The sequence below is a fragment of the Delftia sp. WSY_22 genome (assembly GCF_043104185.1).
In the GTDB taxonomy this organism is placed as follows: Bacteria; Pseudomonadota; Gammaproteobacteria; order Burkholderiales; family Burkholderiaceae_C; genus Comamonas; species Comamonas tsuruhatensis.
Genome location: NZ_JBICKN010000006.1, coordinates 212,190 through 229,869, shown reverse-complemented (window position 1 = coordinate 229,869; position 17,680 = coordinate 212,190). Strand labels below are relative to the sequence as shown.

Annotated in this window: 14 protein-coding genes; 7 read left to right on the top strand and 7 right to left on the bottom strand. The window is 69.5% G+C overall.

Features of this window, described 5'->3' with window-relative positions:
* Positions 1-49 precede the first annotated feature (49 nt).
* On the bottom strand, positions 50-964 hold the full coding sequence (locus tag ACF8NF_RS01675) for a LysR family transcriptional regulator (RefSeq protein WP_016447676.1): 915 nt from the start codon (positions 962-964) through the stop codon (positions 50-52).
* Positions 965-1,139: 175 nt separating this feature from the next.
* Between ACF8NF_RS01675 and ACF8NF_RS01670 the strand changes: the two genes are divergently transcribed.
* The 4 genes from ACF8NF_RS01670 to ACF8NF_RS01655 all read left to right on the top strand — a co-directional run bounded on the left by ACF8NF_RS01670 (position 1,140) and on the right by ACF8NF_RS01655 (position 8,253).
* Entirely contained in the window at positions 1,140-2,000 is an 861-nt protein-coding gene (locus ACF8NF_RS01670) for an alpha/beta hydrolase (protein ID WP_047326652.1), read from the top strand.
* Positions 2,001-2,121: 121 nt separating this feature from the next.
* Positions 2,122-3,405 (top strand): efflux RND transporter periplasmic adaptor subunit, encoded by a 1,284-nt coding sequence (locus ACF8NF_RS01665; RefSeq protein WP_016447674.1) that lies wholly within the window; start codon positions 2,122-2,124, stop codon positions 3,403-3,405.
* Between the two features lie 86 nt (positions 3,406-3,491).
* Positions 3,492-6,743, top strand: coding sequence for an efflux RND transporter permease subunit (locus tag ACF8NF_RS01660; protein ID WP_016447673.1), 3,252 nt, complete (start codon positions 3,492-3,494; stop codon positions 6,741-6,743).
* 28 nt (positions 6,744-6,771) lie between these two features.
* Positions 6,772-8,253, top strand: coding sequence for an efflux transporter outer membrane subunit (locus ACF8NF_RS01655; protein WP_392449968.1), 1,482 nt, complete (start codon positions 6,772-6,774; stop codon positions 8,251-8,253).
* 7 nt (positions 8,254-8,260) lie between these two features.
* Here ACF8NF_RS01655 and ACF8NF_RS01650 read toward each other — a convergent pair whose 3' ends face one another.
* The gene (locus ACF8NF_RS01650) at positions 8,261-9,280 is read right to left on the bottom strand and encodes a LysR family transcriptional regulator (RefSeq protein WP_392449967.1); all 1,020 of its coding nucleotides are present in this window, start codon (positions 9,278-9,280) and stop codon (positions 8,261-8,263) included.
* 116 nt (positions 9,281-9,396) lie between these two features.
* Here ACF8NF_RS01650 and ACF8NF_RS01645 point away from each other — a divergent pair, with 116 nt between their 5' ends.
* Both ACF8NF_RS01645 and ACF8NF_RS01640 read left to right on the top strand, forming a co-directional pair.
* The gene (locus tag ACF8NF_RS01645; protein ID WP_392449966.1) at positions 9,397-10,620 is read left to right on the top strand and encodes a M20 aminoacylase family protein; all 1,224 of its coding nucleotides are present in this window, start codon (positions 9,397-9,399) and stop codon (positions 10,618-10,620) included.
* A 52-nt stretch (positions 10,621-10,672) separates the two neighbouring features.
* On the top strand, positions 10,673-11,677 hold the full coding sequence (locus ACF8NF_RS01640; RefSeq protein ID WP_392449965.1) for a Bug family tripartite tricarboxylate transporter substrate binding protein: 1,005 nt from the start codon (positions 10,673-10,675) through the stop codon (positions 11,675-11,677).
* Between the two features lie 16 nt (positions 11,678-11,693).
* Here the strand turns inward: ACF8NF_RS01640 and mutL are convergent, their stop codons facing one another.
* Together mutL and ACF8NF_RS01630 are read right to left on the bottom strand one after the other, a co-directional pair.
* Complete coding sequence (gene mutL / locus ACF8NF_RS01635) at positions 11,694-13,739, bottom strand: DNA mismatch repair endonuclease MutL (RefSeq protein WP_392449964.1); 2,046 nt, start codon at positions 13,737-13,739, stop codon at positions 11,694-11,696.
* Positions 13,740-13,911: 172 nt separating this feature from the next.
* Positions 13,912-14,202, bottom strand: a complete 291-nt coding sequence (locus ACF8NF_RS01630; RefSeq protein WP_016451238.1) for a glycine zipper 2TM domain-containing protein — start codon at positions 14,200-14,202, stop codon at positions 13,912-13,914.
* 273 nt (positions 14,203-14,475) lie between these two features.
* On the opposite strand from ACF8NF_RS01630, the gene ACF8NF_RS01625 reads away from it, so the two are divergent.
* Complete coding sequence (locus tag ACF8NF_RS01625) at positions 14,476-15,126, top strand: DedA family protein (protein ID WP_016447666.1); 651 nt, start codon at positions 14,476-14,478, stop codon at positions 15,124-15,126.
* A gap of 85 nt (positions 15,127-15,211) precedes the next feature.
* Here ACF8NF_RS01625 and ACF8NF_RS01620 read toward each other — a convergent pair whose 3' ends face one another.
* The 3 genes from ACF8NF_RS01620 to tsaE all read right to left on the bottom strand — a co-directional run bounded on the left by ACF8NF_RS01620 (position 15,212) and on the right by tsaE (position 17,668).
* The gene (locus tag ACF8NF_RS01620; RefSeq protein ID WP_016447665.1) at positions 15,212-15,436 is read right to left on the bottom strand and encodes a glycine zipper domain-containing protein; all 225 of its coding nucleotides are present in this window, start codon (positions 15,434-15,436) and stop codon (positions 15,212-15,214) included.
* 211 nt (positions 15,437-15,647) lie between these two features.
* Positions 15,648-17,144 (bottom strand): N-acetylmuramoyl-L-alanine amidase, encoded by a 1,497-nt coding sequence (locus ACF8NF_RS01615; protein ID WP_016447664.1) that lies wholly within the window; start codon positions 17,142-17,144, stop codon positions 15,648-15,650.
* Positions 17,141-17,668: a tRNA (adenosine(37)-N6)-threonylcarbamoyltransferase complex ATPase subunit type 1 TsaE gene (gene tsaE / locus ACF8NF_RS01610; protein ID WP_203400529.1), complete on the bottom strand. Its 528-nt coding sequence runs from the start codon at positions 17,666-17,668 to the stop codon at positions 17,141-17,143. Before tsaE ends, ACF8NF_RS01615 begins: the two co-directional genes overlap by 4 nt.
* Positions 17,669-17,680 lie beyond the last annotated feature (12 nt).

Here is a 17,680-nt window from a genome sequence, read left to right as displayed (position 1 = left end):
TGCAGCCGGACGGGGCTTGGGCCCGCCCGGCCATCCCATCGCCGGCCTTTCAGCTGCGCTGCAGCTGGGGATGGCGCGCGAACAGGTCGGCCGCCCAGTCCACGAAGGCCCGCACCTTGGCGCTGAGGTGGCGGTTGGGCGGGTAGACCACGTGAATGGGCAGCGGCGGCTGGGTCCAATCGGGCAGGACCTCGACCAGTTCGCCGCTGTCGATCAGCGGCTGGGCAAAGGCCGTGACCAGCTGCGCGATGCCAAAGCCCGCCAGCACGGCGGCCGTGTAGGCATTGCTGTCGTTGGCCGCGATGCGGTAGTTGCCCGCCACCTCGATGGATTCATCGCCCCGCTGGAATTCCAGCGGGTACATGCGCCGCGTATGGCCCGAGAAGAAGGCGACGATCTGGTGCTTCGTATCCAGTTCGGACGGATGCTGGGGCACGCCATGGCGTGCCAGGTAGGCGGGCGAGGCCACGGTGACCCAGTTCATCGAGCCGATGCGGCGCGCCACCAGGGACTGGTCGCTGAGCTCGCCCCCGCGGATCACGCAGTCCACGTTGTCGCTGATCAGGTCCACCAGGCGGTCGCCCACGCCCAGGTCGATCTGTATGTCGGGATAGCGTTCGCAGAATTCGGTCAGCGCCGGAATGATGATCAGCCGGGCCATGGAGCTGCCCACGTCCAGCCGCAGCCGCCCGCTGGGCGCGGTCTGGGTGTTGACCATGCTGGCTTCGAGATCGTCGAAGTCGTTGAGCAGGCGTGCCGCGCGTTCGTAGTAGGCCGCGCCATCGGGCGTGACGGTGACGCGCCGCGTCGTGCGGTTGAGCAGCTTGACGCGCACGCGCGCCTCCAGCGCCTGGATCTGTTTGGTGACCGTGCCCTTGGGCAGGTCCAGCGAATCGGCGGCGCGGGTGAAGTTGCCGGCTTCCACCACGCGAACGAAGACACGCATGGCCTGGATCTGGTCCATGGAAAGTTGCTCCTGCAGCGCCCGGCAAGGGAATGCCGGCTCGGCGGAATTCTCACATGCGCGGTATCGGGCGATTGTTCGCGAAACGGAAACAGAGCGATGGCTGCGTTGCTATTTCAGACATGGCCGGCGCCGCCTATATTCCAACCATCGACCATTGCCGCAGGTTCGCGCCATGTCCACTTCCTCGTCGCCTCCGAACGGCCCCGCCGTCGGGGCGCAGATTGCCGAAACAGAATTCTCCATCGAGCTGCCCGAGCACGGCACCGTGGCTGCGCGCGCCTATGGCCAGCGCAGGCCCGGCACGATTTCGCCTCTGGTGCTGCATTTCCATGGCGGCACCTTTGTCTGCGGCACGCTGGACAACGGGCGCTACATCGGCCGGCTGCTGGCCGAGGCGGGCGCCGTCGTGGTGTCGCTGGCCTACCCGCTGGCGCCCGAGCATCCGTTTCCCCAGCCCATCGAGGTGGGCTACGCCGTGCTGCAGTGGCTGTACAAGCACCGCGTGAAGATGGCGGGCAAGGGCGCGCCGCTGTTCCTCGCGGGTGAAGAAGCCGGCGGCAACCTGGCCGCCGCCGTGGCCGTGATCTCGCGAGACCGGGGCCACCCTCCGCTGGCAGGCCAGATCCTGGTGTCACCCATGCTCGATCCCTGCACCGGCACCGCCTCGCAGCGCGAGGCCACGCCCGAGGCCGGCGAATGCCGCTGGGCCACGGGCTGGCGCGAGTACCTGAGCTGCCCCAAGGACGCCATGCATCCCTATGCCGTGCCCGGCAGCTCGCTGCGCCTGGCCCAGCTGCCGCCGGCCCTGGTGCTGGTGGGGGGCGACGACCCGCTGCGCGACGAGGCCCAGGCCTATGCGGCCCGCCTGCGCGCGGCCGGCGTGACGGCCAGCAGCCATGTGCTGCCCAGCGCGTCGAACTGGCCGCAGGCCCTGTCCGAGGCCGAGGCCTGTACGGCCTGCAGCGCCGCCGTGTCCCAGCATGTGCATGACTTCTTCGAGGCCACCATGAACAAGCCCGCAGCACCGGGCTAGGCCCCGCGCCGCCGCAGCCGGCGAACCTTGCTGCCCCCGTTTTCCCATTTCGATTCCGCCTTCCCGGCGCGTTCAGGCGCCGGGCGGGCATCGTGTTCCCTGAATTCCGCAAAAAAACACCATGTCCACCCAATCCACCTCATCCTCCTCACCCTCTTCTTCCGCCTCGGCCCAGCGCAAGGGCTGGAAGCTGCCGGCCGCCGCTGCGGCCATCCTCGCCGTCAGCGCCGGCCTGTTCGGCCTGCACGGCTTCGATGCCAAGGCCGATGACGCGCCCGCCAGCGCCCAGCCCGCCGCCACGCCTGTGTCGGTGGCCACGGTCGCCGAAAGCGAGGTCACCGCCTGGGACGAGTTCTCGGGCCGCCTTGAAGCCGTGGAGCGCGTGGACATCCGCTCCCGCGTGGCTGGCGCCGTGCAGGCCGTGCACTTTCGCGAGGGCGCGCTGGTCAAGCAGGGCGATCTGCTGATCACCATCGACCCCGCACCGTATGCGGCCGAGGTCGAGCGTGCCGAAGCCCAGGTGGCCTCGGCCCAGGCACGCCAGTCCTATGCACGCAGCGAGCAGGAGCGCGCACGCCGCCTGTGGGACGAGCGGGCGATTGCCCAGCGCGAGCTGGACGAGCGCATCAACGCAGGCAGCGAGGCCGAGGCCAATCTGCGCGCGGCCCAGGCGTCCCTGCAATCGGCGCGGCTGAACCTGGGCTACACCCAGGTGCGCGCCCCCGTGTCGGGCCGCATCGGCAAGCGCGAGATCACCGTGGGCAACCTGGTGGCCGCAGGCCCGGGCGCGCCGGTGCTGACCACGCTGGTCTCGGTCAGCCCCATCTATGCGAGCTTCGATGCCGATGAGCAGGTCATCACGCGCGCGCTCAAGGAGCTGGGCGGCGGCGCGGGCAACCGCGCCAGGATCGACAGCATTCCCGTGCAGATGGGCACGGCCACGGCCGGCAGCACGCCCTTCGAGGGCCGGCTGCAGCTGATCGACAACCAGGTCGATGCCCGAAGCGGCACGGTGCGCGTGCGCGCCGCCTTCGACAACAAGGACGGCGCCCTCATGCCCGGCCAGTTCGCCCGCATCCGCATGGGCCAGGCGCGCGACAGCAGCATGCTGCTGGTCAGCGAGCGCGCCATCGGCACGGACCAGAGCAAGAAGTACGTGATGGTGGTGGGCGGCGACAACAAGGCCGTCTACCGCGAGGTGGTGCTGGGCGCCTCGGTCAACGGCCTGCGCAACGTGACCCAGGGCCTGCAGCCTGGCGAGCGCGTGGTGGTCAACGGCCTGCAGCACATCCGCCCCGGCGCCCTGGTCGCGCCCAAGGAGGTGTCCATGGATGCGCGGGCCGATGCCCGCCAGCCGGGCACCCGGCAGGCAGCCGAACAAGTGGCTGACGCAACCAAGTCCTGATCTAGCCGCACACCTTTCCTGCCTCTGAAATGCCGCCTGACCGCAGGCGGCATGGGCCGCGCTTTGCCGTGGCGGAGCCAAACACCATGAACCTATCCAAATTCTTCATTGACCGGCCGATCTTCGCGGGCGTGCTTTCGCTGCTGATGCTGATCGCCGGCCTGATCGCCATGGGCGGGCTGCCGATCTCGGAATACCCCGAGGTCGCGCCGCCATCCGTGGTGGTGCGCGCCCAGTACCCGGGCGCCAATCCCAAGGTGATCGCCGAGACCGTGGCCACGCCGCTGGAAGAGCAGATCAACGGCGTCGAAGGCATGCTCTACATGGGCAGCCAGGCCACCAGCGACGGCGTGATGACGCTGACCGTCACCTTCCGCCTGGGCACCGACCCCGACAAGGCGCAGCAGATGGTGCAAAACCGCGTCTCGCAGGCCGAGCCGCGCCTGCCGGAAGAGGTGCGCCGCCTGGGCATCACCACGGTCAAGAGCGCACCCGACCTGACCATGGTGGTGCACCTGGTCTCGCCCAACCAGCGCTATGACATCAACTACCTGCGCAACTACGCGGTGCTGAACGTGAAGGACCCGCTGGCGCGCATCGAGGGCGTGGGCCAGATCCAGATCTTCGGCGGCGGCGACTACGCCATGCGCGTGTGGCTGGACCCGCAGAAGGTGGCGCAGCGCGGCCTGTCGGCCAGCGATGTGGTGGCCGCCATCCGTGGCCAGAACGTGCAGGCTGCGGCCGGCGTGGTCGGCGCCTCGCCGGGGCTGCCGGGCGTGGACATGCAACTGTCCATCAACGCCCAGGGCCGCCTGCAAAGCGAGGAGGACTTCGGCGACATCATCGTCAAGAGCGGCGCCGACGGCGCCGTGACCCGCCTGCGCGACATCGGCCGCCTGGAGATGGGCGCGGCCGACTATTCGCTGCGCTCGCTGCTGAACAACGACCCGGCCGTGGGCATGGGCGTGTTCCAGGCGCCGGGCTCCAATGCGCTGGAGATCTCGGCCAACGTGCGCAAGACCATGGAGGCCCTGAACAAGAACATGCCCGAGGGCCTGGAGTACCGCATCGCCTACGACCCCACGCAGTTCGTGCGCGCCTCCATCGAATCGGTGGTGCACACGCTGCTGGAGGCCATCGTGCTCGTGGTGCTGGTGGTGATCCTGTTCCTGCAGACCTGGCGCGCCTCCATCATCCCGCTGCTGGCCGTGCCGGTGTCGGTGATCGGCACCTTCGCCGTGCTGCATCTGCTGGGCTTTTCCATCAACGCGCTGAGCCTGTTCGGCCTGGTGCTGGCCATCGGCATCGTGGTGGATGACGCCATCGTCGTGGTCGAGAACGTGGAGCGCAACATCGAGGCGGGCCTGACGCCGCGCAACGCCACCTACCGCGCCATGCGCGAAGTGTCCGGGCCCATCATCGCCATCGCCCTGGTGCTGGTGGCGGTGTTCGTGCCGCTGGCCTTCATCAGCGGCCTCACGGGCCAGTTCTACAAGCAGTTCGCGGTGACCATCGCCATCTCCACGGTGATCTCGGCCATCAACTCGCTGACGCTGTCGCCCGCGCTGGCGGCCCTGCTGCTGCGCGGCCACGATGCGCCCAAGGACGCGCTGACGCGCGGCATGGACCGGGCCTTCGGCTGGCTGTTCCGCGGCTTCAACCGCATGTTCCACCGGGGCTCCGAGGCCTACAGCGGCGGCGTGGGCCGCGTGATCTCGCGCAAGGCGTTGATGCTGGCCATCTACCTGGCGCTGATCGCCGTGACCTTCGGCCTGTTCAAGGCCGTGCCTTCGGGCTTCGTGCCCGCGCAGGACAAGCAGTACCTGATCGGCTTTGCCCAGTTGCCCGACGGTGCCACGCTGGACCGCACGGACGAGGTGATCCGCCGCATGGGCGAGATCATGAAGGACAACCCCAACGTGGAGGACACCATCGCCTTCCCGGGCCTGTCCATCAACGGCTTCACCAACAGCTCCAACTCGGGCATCGTCTTCGCCACGCTCAAGCCCTTTGACGAGCGCAAGCGCGCCGACCAGAGCGGCGGTGCCGTGGCCGGCCAGCTCAACCAGGCCTTCGCAGGCATCCAGGACGCCTTCATCGTCATGTTCCCGCCGCCACCCGTGGCGGGCCTGGGCACGACGGGCGGCTTCAAGCTGCAGCTGGAAGACCGCGCCTCCCTGGGCTATGACCAGATGGACGCGGCCGTGAAGGCCTTCATGGCCAAGGCTTACCAGACGCCCGAGCTGACCGGCATGTTCACCAGCTGGCAGGTCAACGTGCCCCAGCTGTATGCCGACATCGACCGCACCAAGGCGCGCCAGCTTGGCGTGCCGGTGACGGACATCTTCGACACCATGCAGATCTACCTGGGCAGCCTGTATGCGAACGACTTCAACAAGTTCGGCCGCACCTACAGCGTCCGCGTGCAGGCCGACGCGCCCTACCGCGCGCGTGCCGAGGACGTGGGCATGCTCAAGGTGCGCTCCAGCTCGGGCGAGATGATTCCGCTGTCGGCGCTGATGAAGGTGGATTCCAGCTTCGGTCCCGAGCGCGCCATGCGCTACAACGGCTACCTCACGGCCGACATCAACGGCGGTGCCGCACCCGGCTTCTCTTCGGGCCAGGCACAGGACGCCATCAAGCGCATCGCGGCCGAGACCCTGCCCAAGGGCATCGATTTCGAATGGACCGACCTGACCTACCAGGAGATCCTGGCCGGCAATTCGGCGGTGCTGGTGTTCCCGCTGGCCATCCTGCTGGTGTTCCTGGTGCTGGCCGCGCAGTACGAGAGCCTGACCCTGCCGATTGCCATCATCCTGATCGTTCCCATGGGCCTGCTGGCGGCCATGACCGGCGTCTGGCTGTCGGGCGGCGACAGCAATGTCTTCACGCAGATCGGGCTCATCGTGCTGGTGGGGCTGAGTGCGAAGAACGCCATCCTGATCGTGGAGTTCGCACGGGAGCTGGAGTTCGAGGGCCGCACGCCCATACAGGCCGCCATCGAGGCCAGCCGGCTGCGCCTGCGCCCCATCCTGATGACCTCGCTGGCCTTCGTCATGGGCGTGCTGCCCCTGGTGCTGTCCACGGGCGCCGGCTCGGAAATGCGCCGCGCCATGGGCGTGGCCGTGTTCTCGGGAATGATCGGGGTGACGGCCTTCGGCCTGTTCCTGACGCCCGTGTTCTACGTGCTGATGCGCCGCTTGGCAGGCAACCGGCCGCTCAAGCAGCATGGGCCCGAGATGGAGGAAGAGGCCCCTGCACAGGCACCCGCCCACGGCCATGCCTCGGGTGGCGGCGCGCTGCCCATGCCCTCTGCTGCGCGTGGCGAGCATGAATGAGCCCACACCACAAGAACAGGAACCGATCATGAAGATCCCATCGCTTTCGAAACTGTCCAGGCGTCTGCTGCCCCTGGTGGCGGCGCTGGCCCTGGCCGGCTGCGCCAGCGTGTCCCAGAGCCTGCCCGAGCTGCCGGCCGCCCCCGCCTTCAAGGAGCAGGGCGCCGCGCCGCAGGCGGGCTGGACCCAGGCCCTGCCCGCCGAAGCCCAGGCACGCGGCCAATGGTGGCTGGCCTTTGCCGACCCGGCGCTGGACGCGCTGGTGGACAAGGCCACGCTGGACAACCAGAGCATCCAGGCCGCGGCCGCACGCCTGGCCGAGGCCCGCGCCCTGGCGCGCAGCGCCAATGCCGAGCGCATGCCGCAACTGGGCCTGGGCGCAGGGGCCACGCGCGGCGCGGGGCTGGACAAGGCCTCGGGCACACGGCCTGCCACCCTGGTCAATGCGGGGCTGAACCTGTCGTACGAGGTCGATCTGTTCGGCCGCATTTCCCAGGCGGCCGACGCATCGCGGCTGGATGCAGAGGGCCGCGAGGCCCTGCTGCAAAGCACGCGGCTGGCCGTGCAGGCCGAGGTCGCGCAGACCTATCTGCAACTGCGCGCACTGGACGCCGAGCGCGCCCTGATGCGCGAGACCGTGGAGGCCTACCGCGACACGCTGCGCCTGTCGGAGCGAAGGCTGCAGGCCGGCGACATTGCCGAGCTGGACGTGGCGCGCATCCAGGCCGAGCTGTCGGCCACCGAATCGGACGCGCTGGCGCTGGACCGCCAGCGCGCCCAGGTCGAGCATGCGCTGGCCGTGCTGGTGGGCGACTCGGCCTCGCGCTTCGGCCTGGGCGAAGGCGCCTGGACCACGGCTCTGCCTTCTATTCCAGCCGGCGTGCCGGCCACGGTGCTGATGCGCCGGCCCGACATCTCGGCCGCGCAGCGCGCCGTGTTCGCCGCGCAGTCGCGCGTGGGCGTGGCGAAGACGGCATGGTTCCCCAGCATCTCGCTGACCGGCGCGGCCGGCCATGCCTCGCCCGAGGCCGGTGACCTGTTCAAGTGGTCCATGCGCTCCTGGGGCGTGGGCGCCCTGCTGTCGCTGCCGCTGTTCGACGGCGGCCGGCGCGAGGCCGGTGTGCAGGCCGCAGGCGCACAGCTCGATGCCGCGCTGGCCGCCTACCGCCAGCAGGCGCTGGTGGCCTTCCAGGAGGTGGAGGACCAGCTGTCTTCCATCCGCATCCTGCAGGAGCAGTCCACCGTGCAGGGCCAGGCCGTGGTGGCCGCCCAGCGCGCCACCAGCCTGTCGGACACGCGCTACCGCAACGGCTACGTCAGCCAGCTGGACCTGCTGGATGCCCGCCGCAGCGAACTGCGCAACCGCCGCCAGGCGCTGCAGGTGAAGTCTGCGCAGTACCAGGCCGCCGTGGGCCTGATCCGGGCGCTGGGCGGGGGCTGGGATGTGCCGGCTGACGTGCCGGTCGGCGAATCGGCGAACGTGCCGGTGGCCCGGGCCACGTTGCGCTGAGGCACCCTCAGGCCAGCACGTCAATGGAGCGGAACACGCGCTGCAGCACCGGGTCCGGGCTGTGGCGGCAGGCGTGGACCTGCTCCATGAGGTGGTGCACGAAGCGCTCGGCCACCCAGGGCAGGGGGCCGTGGCCGCGCTGGACCACGCCCACCGTGTGGGGCTCGAACTGCTCGCGCAGGGACAGCGGCACCAGGGTGCCCTGGGGCACGCCCGATTCGATCAGCGGCCAGGGGCACAACGAGAGCATGTCGCTGTGCGCGATCAGGTGCAGCAGCAGCGATGCCGAATGCACCAGGTGGATGTGGCCCACTGGCACGGGCAGGCCGTGGCGCAGGAACAGGCGCCGCACCAGGTCGTCTTCTTCAGGCGGCGTGTAGTTGAGCAGCCAGTCGCAGTCCATCAGCTCGGCCAGCGAGCGGGCGCCTGCCAGTGGATGGCCCGTGCGGGCCACGACGGTGGCGTCATAGCGGAACAGCGGCGTGCCATGCAGGTCGCCGCCCGAGGGGCCCGAAGGCACGCGGCCGATCAGCAGGTCCAGCGTGCCTTCGCGCAGGCGCGGATGGGCCACGGCCGACAGGCCCTCGAACAGCTCCAGTCGCACCTGGGGCAGTTCGGCGCGGAAGGCGCGCAGCACATGGGGCAGCAGGCTCTGGCCCACCCAGGGCGTCACGCCCACGGACAGGCGCGCCACGGCGCAGGTGTCGCGCAGGCGGGCCATTTCATCCTCGGCCTGGGCCATCTGCCCGGTGATCAGCTGGGCATGGCGCAGCAGCGTGCGCCCGGCCGGCGTGAGGACGATGCCGCTGCTTTGGCGCTCGAACAGCGCAAGGCGGTGGCCTTCCTCCAGCTCGCGCAGGGCCTGGGTGATGGCCGACTGGGTGATGCCCAGCGCGCGTGACGCGGCGCGCACGCTGCCGCAGCCGGCCACGGCGACGAGGTAGCGCATCTGGTGCAGCTTCATGGCGGGACCGGCATCGGGGTGGGGCTGGGAATGCATGAGCCGATCTTGCAGGTTTCGTGCCATGGCCGCCATCCCTGCCATTGCTGTGATCGGCGCATGCCGGGGGATGACAGGCAATGCCTGGCAGGGCAGGCGCTGGCGGTCTTCCGCCCGCTGCCCACGCTTCCTAGACTGCGGGCATGAACATTGACCCGCCCGTTTCCACCACGGCCGACGCCGCCGATCCGGTGCTTGCCGGCATTCGTGCCACGCAGGCCGAGATGGTGGCCCTGCGCCATCACCTGCATGCCCATCCCGAACTGGCCTTCGAGGAGTTCGCCACCAGCGACTTGGTGGCCGAGCGCCTGGCCTCCTGGGGCTATGAAGTGCACCGGGGCCTGGGAGGCACGGGCGTGGTCGGCACGCTGCGCTGCGGTTCGGGCACGCGCCGGCTGGGCCTGCGCGCCGACATGGATGCGCTGCCCATCCACGAGCAGACCGGCCTGCCCTACGCCAGCCGCCATGCGGGCCGCATGCATGCCTGCGGGCACGACGGCCATACCGCCATCCTGCTGGCCGCCGCGCGCGAGCTGGCCCAGGCACGCGGCTTCGACGGCACGCTGCACCTGATCTTCCAGCCGGCCGAGGAGGGCCTGGGCGGCGGCCGCAAGATGGTGGAGGACGGCCTGTTCGAGCGCTTCCCCTGCGATGCCATCTTTGCGCTGCACAACATGCCGGGCTTTGCCGAGGGGCAGTTCGGCTTTCGCGAGGGCTCGTTCATGGCCTCGTCGGACACGGTGATCATCACCGTGCGCGGCAAGGGCGGCCATGGCTCGGCCCCCCATCTGTCGGCCGACCCGGTGGTGGCGGCGGCCCACCTGGTGCTGGCGCTGCAGACCGTGGTCTCGCGCAATGTCGATCCGCGCGACATGGCCGTGGTCAGCGTGGGCGCCATCCATGGCGGCGATGCTCCCAACGTGATCCCTGGCGAGGTGGAGCTGCGCCTGTCCGTGCGCGCCTACCGGCCCGAGGTGCGTGCCCTGCTGCGTGAACGCATCACCGCGCTGGCCCATGCCCAGGCCGCCACGCTGGGGGCCGAGGCCGTGGTGGACTACCGCTGGCGCTATCCGGCCCTGGTCAACGATGCGGCCAGCACGGCCTTCGCCCGCGAGGTGGCGCGCGACTGGCTGGGCGAGCAGGCGCTGATCCCCGGCCTGCAGCCGCTGACGGGCAGCGAGGACTTCTCCTTCATGCTCGAACAATGCCCGGGCAGCTACCTGATCGTGGGCAACGGCGTGGGCGACACCCATGGCACGGGCGGCTGCATGGTCCACAACCCCGGCTACGACTTCAACGACCGCATCCTGCCGTTGGCCGCCACCTACTGGGTGAAGCTGGCCCGGCGCTTTCTGTCCGCCGCCTGAGGCGCCGCGCCCGCACCGGATTCCTTTCACGACTTCACCTGCGATTGCCACCATGCGCACTGCATTTCCTCTCTCCTCCGAGGCCCGCCAGGTCCTGAGCCGCCGCAGCCTCCTGGGCGCAGCCGCGCTGGGGCTGGTCCTGCCGGCCGCTGCTCAGGGCAGCTTCCCCTCCAAGCCCTTGAAGCTGGTCGTCGGATACCCGGCCGGTGGTTCGGTGGACCTGGCGGCGCGCGTGGTGGGGGATGGGCTGGCTGCGCGGCTGCGCGGCACGGTGGTGGTGGACAACGTGGGCGGAGCGGCGGGTGCCATTGCGGCCCAGCGCGTGGCCTCGGCACCGGCCGATGGCTACACGCTGCTGGTGGGGGCCAGCAACGAGCTGGTGGCCACGCGCATCGTCAACCCCGCGCAGCGCTATGACGGGCGCCGCGATTTCACGCCGCTGGGCCTGGTGGCCACCAGCCCGCTGATCCTGGCCTCACGCCCCGGCCTGGGCGTGAAGAGCATGGCCGACCTGCTGGAGCTGGCGCGCCGCCAGCCCGGCAAGCTCAGCTACGGCAGCTCGGGCGTGGGATCGACCCTGCATTTCGCGGGAGAGCTGCTCAACCAGCGCGCGGGCATCTCCATCGCCCATGTGCCCTACCGGGGCGTGGCGCCGCTGACCAGCGACCTGGCGGGCGGCAGCCTGGACCTGGCCGTGCTCTCGCCCACGGCGGCGCAACCGTTCCTGCAGAGCGGGCGCATCGTGCCGCTGGCGGTCACCAGCGCGCAGCGCCTGTCCGCCTTGCCCCAGGTTCCGGCCATGGCCGAGCTGGCGCCGCTGCGCGGCTATGAATTGGTGGGCTGGTTTGCGCTGATGGCGCCGCGCGCCCTGCCTGCGGACACGGCCCAGCGCATCACCGCTGCGCTGCAGGAGGCGCTGGCCGAGCCCGCCGTGCGCAAGCGCCTGGAAGATGCCGGCATGGTGCCGGCCACGGGCCGCGAGGACCTGGCGCGCCTGATCGCCGAGGAAGACCGCAAATACGAGCAACTCGCGGCCTTCGCAAAAATGCGCGACTGAGTGTTGCCGGGGCGGTTTACCGGCCGCGCAGGAACAGCGCGTCCAGCTCCTTCATGCTCATCTGCCGCCAGGTGGGGCGGCCGTGGTTGCATTGGTCGGAGCGTTCGGTGACTTCCATCTGGCGCAGCAGGGCGTTCATCTCGTCCAGCGTCAGGCGGCGGTTGGCGCGCACGGCGCCGTGGCAGGCCATGGTGGCCAGGATCTCATTGCGCGCGCGCTGCACCACGGTGCTGGCGTCGTGCTGGGCCAGCTCGGCCAGCACGCTGCGCGCCAGCTCCACGGCATCGCCCTGGGCCAGGGTGGCGGGCACGGCACGCACGGCCAGGGTCTTGGGAGAGAAGGGCGAGACTTCCATGCCCAGCGCCTGCAGCGTGTCGCCATGGGCCTCGGCCGTGGCCACTTCCTCGGGCGTGGCGGCGAAGGTGGCGGGAATCAGCAGCGGCTGGCTGGGGATCTGTTCTGCCGCATTGACGGCATTCTTGAGCTGCTCGTAGACGATGCGCTCGTGCGCCGCATGCATGTCCACCACGACCATGCCCTGGGCATTCTCGGCCAGGATGTAGACGCCGTGGATCTGGGCGACGGCGCGGCCCAGGGGCCAGACGGGCTCGTCGGACGCTGCCGGGGCCGCTGCGGATGATGTGCGGGGCGCAGAGAAATCCGCAGGAGCAGGCTCGGCAACGGCAACAGTCGGGGACTGGACGGCCGGCGCGTAAGCCGGGGGCGCGTAGCTGACGGGGGCCAGGGCAGCAGTGGGCACAGCGGGTACGGCGAGCACGGCTGGCTGCTCGGCGGCCAAGGCCTGGGCCGGACTTGCAACCGTTGCGGCTGCGGCCTCGCGCATGGGGGCCCACAGCCCCGCCATATTGCTGACCTTGTGGCCGCCTTGCTCATCGCCAAAGCTCATGCGGGCCTGGGGCCAGGCGGGCATGGATGCCTTGGGCGCCGTGGCCGGCGCTGCCGCAGCGGCGGGCGCAAGCTCGGGCGTGCGCGCGGCCTCTTCGGCAGCCGCAGCGGCTGCTGCGGCGGCACGCGGTGCGGCCAGCGCGTTCTCTATGGCGTGGCGCACGGCCTGGTGCACCTCGCGGCTGTCGCGAAAGCGTACTTCGATCTTGGTGGGGTGCACGTTCACGTCCACGCGCGCGGGGGCGATCTCCACATACAGCGCATACACGGGCTGCTTGTGGCCGTGCAGCACATCCTCGTAGGCGCTGCGCGAGGCGTGGGTCAGCACCTTGTCGCGCACGAAGCGGCCATTGACGTAGCAGAACTGGTGGTCGGGCCGGGAGCGCGCCGCATCGGGAATGCCCGCGCGGCCCGTGACATGGACGGCGCCCGACCAGTGCTCCACGGTCACGGAGTTCTGCACGAAGGCGTCGCCCAGCACATCGCCCAGGCGGCGCGCAAGGGCTTCGTCCGACATGCTGCCGGCGGCACGCCACTGCTCGACCAGCTTGCCTTCGTGCCAGATGGCAAAGCCCACGTCGGGCCGGGCCAGGGCATGGCGGCGCACGGACTCTATGCAGTGGGCCAGCTCCGTGGCATCGCTCTTGAGGAATTTGCGGCGGGCCGGCGTGGAGAAGAACAGCTCCTTGACCTCGACCGTCGTGCCCTGGTTGCGCGCGGCGGGGCGCAGCTCGCCGCTGCGCGCGTCGAGCAGATAGGCCGAGTCCTGGCCCGCAGGGCGCGAGAGAATGGACGCCTCCGACACCGAGCAGATGGCCGCCAGCGCCTCGCCGCGAAAGCCCATGGTGGCCACGGTCTCCAGATCGTGCAGATCGGTGATCTTGCTGGTGGCATGGCGGCGCAATGCCACGGGCAGCTCATCGCGCGGGATGCCGCCGCCGTCGTCCTCCACCGAGATCAGCCGCACGCCGCCGGCCAGCAGCCGCACGTTGATCTGGCGGGCACCGGCATCCAGGGCGTTGTCCACGAGTTCGCGCACCACCGAGGCAGGACGCTCGACGACTTCGCCGGCCGCGATCTGGCTGATCAGCTCGTCGGGCAGGTCGCGGATGGGGCGGCGGGGAAGGGTGTCGGGGGAGGGGGTGGATGCGTTCACAGGGCAATTCTAGGGGCTCGCATCCACCGCTTGGTGCCTGTGGGAATGGGGTCGGAGTGCCTTGGGCACGCGCAAAAAAAGGAGCCGCACAGGCGGCTCCAAGAGGCGTCCCCGGCCACAAAGGCCAGAGCCGGGGGCACTCTTTGATGAGAGCGGACGGGGCCGCGCGGCCTCAGCGGCGGCGGCCGGCGCGGTCGCTGTTGCTGCCCATCTGGTTGCCGACCAGCGCACCGGCGGCCGCGCCGCCCACGGTTCCCAGCGTGGTGCCGAACAGGGCACTGCCCAGCACGCCACCGGCCACGGCACCCACGCCCGTGCCCAGCTGCGCGTTGTTGGGACGGTGGGCGCAGCCGCCCAGGGCCAGTGCGCCGGCCACAAGGGCGGCGACGGCCAGGCTGCGGCCCATGGTGGTGCCCGACTTGCGTTCAGTCATGCGCTCGAAGGTGCGAAGGGTCTTGTTCATGGCTTGCTTCCTTTTGTCCTGATGATGGTGGTGAGGCCGGGCCGGCGGTGCCGACGGCATGCAAGGACTTTGCCTGCAAAAAGCTGACGCACTCGTGAGTTTTTCGTAGAGTTTTATCAAGTTGTGTAACAAAACAGGCGCGATTCCAAGCATTTGTAGTTCCATGCAAGCGCCGGTGTGCGCGGCGGTGCGATCGGCTCTGGCTCGGCTGTGGGGGCATGCCGGCGAAGTACAGTACGGGCCGGTGCGGCGCCCGCCGCGGAGGACCTTCTTTTGGAAATCATTCAGTTCCTGATCGACTTCATCCTGCACATAGACAAGCACCTGGAGGCCTTCGTCGTGGCCTATGGACCCTGGGTGTATGCGCTGCTGTTTCTCATCGTCTTCGTGGAGACGGGCGTGGTGGTCATGCCCTTTCTGCCCGGCGACTCGCTGCTGTTCATCGTCGGCGCGCTGTGCGGCGTGGGGCTGATGGACTATTCGATCGCCTGCACCGTGCTGCTGGTGGCGGCCGTGCTGGGCGACCAGTGCAACTACACCATAGGCCGCTACATAGGGCCCAAGGTGTTCCAGTGGGAGGATTCGCGCTGGTTCAACCGGCGTGCCTTCGACCAGGCCCATGCGTTCTACGAGCGCTACGGCGGCATCACCATCGTGCTGGCGCGCTTCATGCCGTTCATCCGCACCTTTGCCCCCTTCGTGGCCGGTGTGGCTGCCATGGACCGAGGCAAGTTCACGGCCTTCAACGTGGGCGGAGCCATTGTCTGGGTGTTCGGCATCAGCGCCGCCGGCTATTTCTTCGGCAACCTGCCCTGGGTGCGCGAGAACCTGGAGAAGATCATCTGGGGCCTGATCCTGGTGCCGGGCCTGATCGCCATCTTCGGCGCATGGCGCGCGGGCCGCGCGCCCAAGACGGCTTCCTGAGCCTTCAGCGCACAGCAAAAAGCCCCTTGCGCCGTGATGGCGCAAGGGGCTTTTACGTTCAGTGGCCGAACGGCGGCGGCAGGGGTCAGCGGCGGTCGTTGCGCTTGCCCACCTCGTTGCCGATGAGTGCGCCGGCGGCTGCGCCGCCCACGGTGCCCAGCGTGCTGCCGAACAGTGCGTCACCCACCACACCACCGGCCACGGCGCCGACGCCGGTACCGATCTGGGCGTTGCTGGGGTTGGTGGAACAGCCGGCAGAGAACAAGGCAATGGCGGCAGCGGCGGCAATGGAATAAAGGCGTGTCTTCATGTTCATCTCCTGTCGTGGCCTGCGTTGCTTCGGCGGATGGATGGTGGCGCAAGCATTGTGTGGAACATGTTGGCATGCTCTCATTCACGGCCTGCGGCCGTGGTAGGAGAGTTGCCCGAGCTGGGGCCGGGCGGTTTGGAAGCGTCCGGTCCTGCCTGTCCGACAGCGGCGGCGGACGGCATGCCGCCGTGCCTGTGGCAACCCTCGCGGCTCAGACGGAGCGGCTGCGGGCCAGCGGCGGGTTGTGCGCGAAGTAGTTGCGGATGCCGCGCATCAGCGCGTCGGCCAGCTGCACCTGGTAGGCGCTGCTGCGCAGCCGGGCTTCTTCCTCGGGGTTGCTGATGAAGGCGGTCTCCACCAGCACGCTGGGGATGTCGGGCGCCTTGAGCACGGCAAAGCCGGCCTGCTCCACGCGCGGCTTGTGCAGCTTGGCCATGTTGCCGATCTCGCCCAGCAGGGCGCCGCCGAGCTTGAGGCTGTCCTTGATCTGGGCCGTGGTGCTCATGTCCAGCAGCATGCGCTGCACGTGCTGGTCCTGCGAGCCCATGTTCAGCCCGCCCACGAGGTCGGACTGGTTTTCCTTGTTGGCCAGCCAGCGCGCGGCCGTGCTGGATGCGCCCTTGTCGCTGAGCGCAAAGACGCTGGCGCCACGCGCAGCTGGCGTGGTGAAGGCATCGGCATGGATGCTGATGAAAAGGTCGGCCTGAACGCGCCGGGCTTTCTCGACGCGGGTGGCCAGCGGCACGAAGAAGTCGGCGTCGCGCGTCATGAAGGCGCGCATGGGGCTGCCGCCGATGCGGGTGTTGTTGATGCGGTCGCGCAGCAGGTGGGCGATCTTGAGCACCACATCCTTCTCGCGCGTGCCGCTGGGGCCGGTGGCGCCGGGGTCCTCGCCGCCGTGGCCCGGGTCCAGCGCCACGATGATGATGCGGTCGGTCTGGCGCGAGGTGGCGATGTTGGGCGCGGCAATGGGGGCAGGCGCCGGAACGGGTGCAGGCGCTGGGGCAGGAGGACGCGGCGCAGCCGCGGGAGCCGGCGCCTGCGCGATCACGGCAGGCGGCGGCGCAGGCGTCTTGCCGCCCGGGCCGCCGCTGTGCTGGGCGATCAGGTCGCCCAGGGGGTCGGGGGCCGGCGCCGCGGCGCCTGGGGGGCGGGGCATTGCGGGTGCAGGAGGTGGTGGAGGTGCCGCCGCCACGGCGGTGTCGTCGCCGGAGGCATCACGCAGGCGCTCGCTGATCAGCGCCTCCAGCGGGTCCACGGCCTTGGCCGGGTACAGGTCGAACACCAGCCGGTGCTTGTAGGCCGCCACCGGCTGCAGGGTGAAGACCTGGGGCTTGGCGGGCTGCTTGAGATCGATCACCAGGCGCACCACGCTGGGCGAGTTCTGGCCCACGCGGATGGATGCGATGTTGGGGTCGTCGGAGCGCACCTTGGCGACCAGCTCGCGCAGCGCGGGATTGAGGTCGATGCCTTCGATGTCCACGGCCAGCCGAGGCGGCTGGTCCACGAAGAACTGCTTGGCAGCCAGCGGCCGGTCGGACTCGATGGTCACGCGCGTGTACTCTGGCGCAGGCCAGACGCGCACGGCCACGATGGTGGCGCCGTGCGCAATGTGCTGGCGGCCCAGCAGCAGCACGATGGAGCCCGCCTGCAGCAGGTTGCGGCGCGACAGGCCGGACGGATAGGAGAAGGATTGGGCGTCGCTCATGCCTTGAGTGCTTCGATCACGACGCGTCCGACGGGCGTGCCGGCGATCAGGCTCACCTGGCGCTGCGTCTCGTCGATTGCTTCGATATGAATAGCTATATCTGCCGCAGGCGTAAGCGCTGCGGCCTTTTCGGGCCATTCTGCCAGCTTGAGACCGGGGCTGGCGAAAATATCGCGAAATCCTGCATCCTCCCACTCGCGCGGATCGTCGAAGCGGTAGAAGTCGAAATGCCAGATGGACAGGCCCGGCGCCTCGTGCGGCTCCACCACGGCATAGGTGGGGCTTTTGATGCGGCCCTGCACGCCCAGTGCGCGCAGCCAGTGCCGCACCAGCGTGGTCTTGCCGGCGCCCAGGTCGCCGTGCAGCGTGACGTAGGCATTGCGCAGCGCCGGATGGTCCGCGAGCTGCTGCGCAAACCGCTGCGTGTCTTCCTCGCTGCCCCATATCCAGCGATGGCCCGCAGTTTCCGCATCCTGCGGCCGGGCGCTTTCTACAATCGAGGGAGTATGTTGTGCAGCAGTCAATTGGTTCCTTTG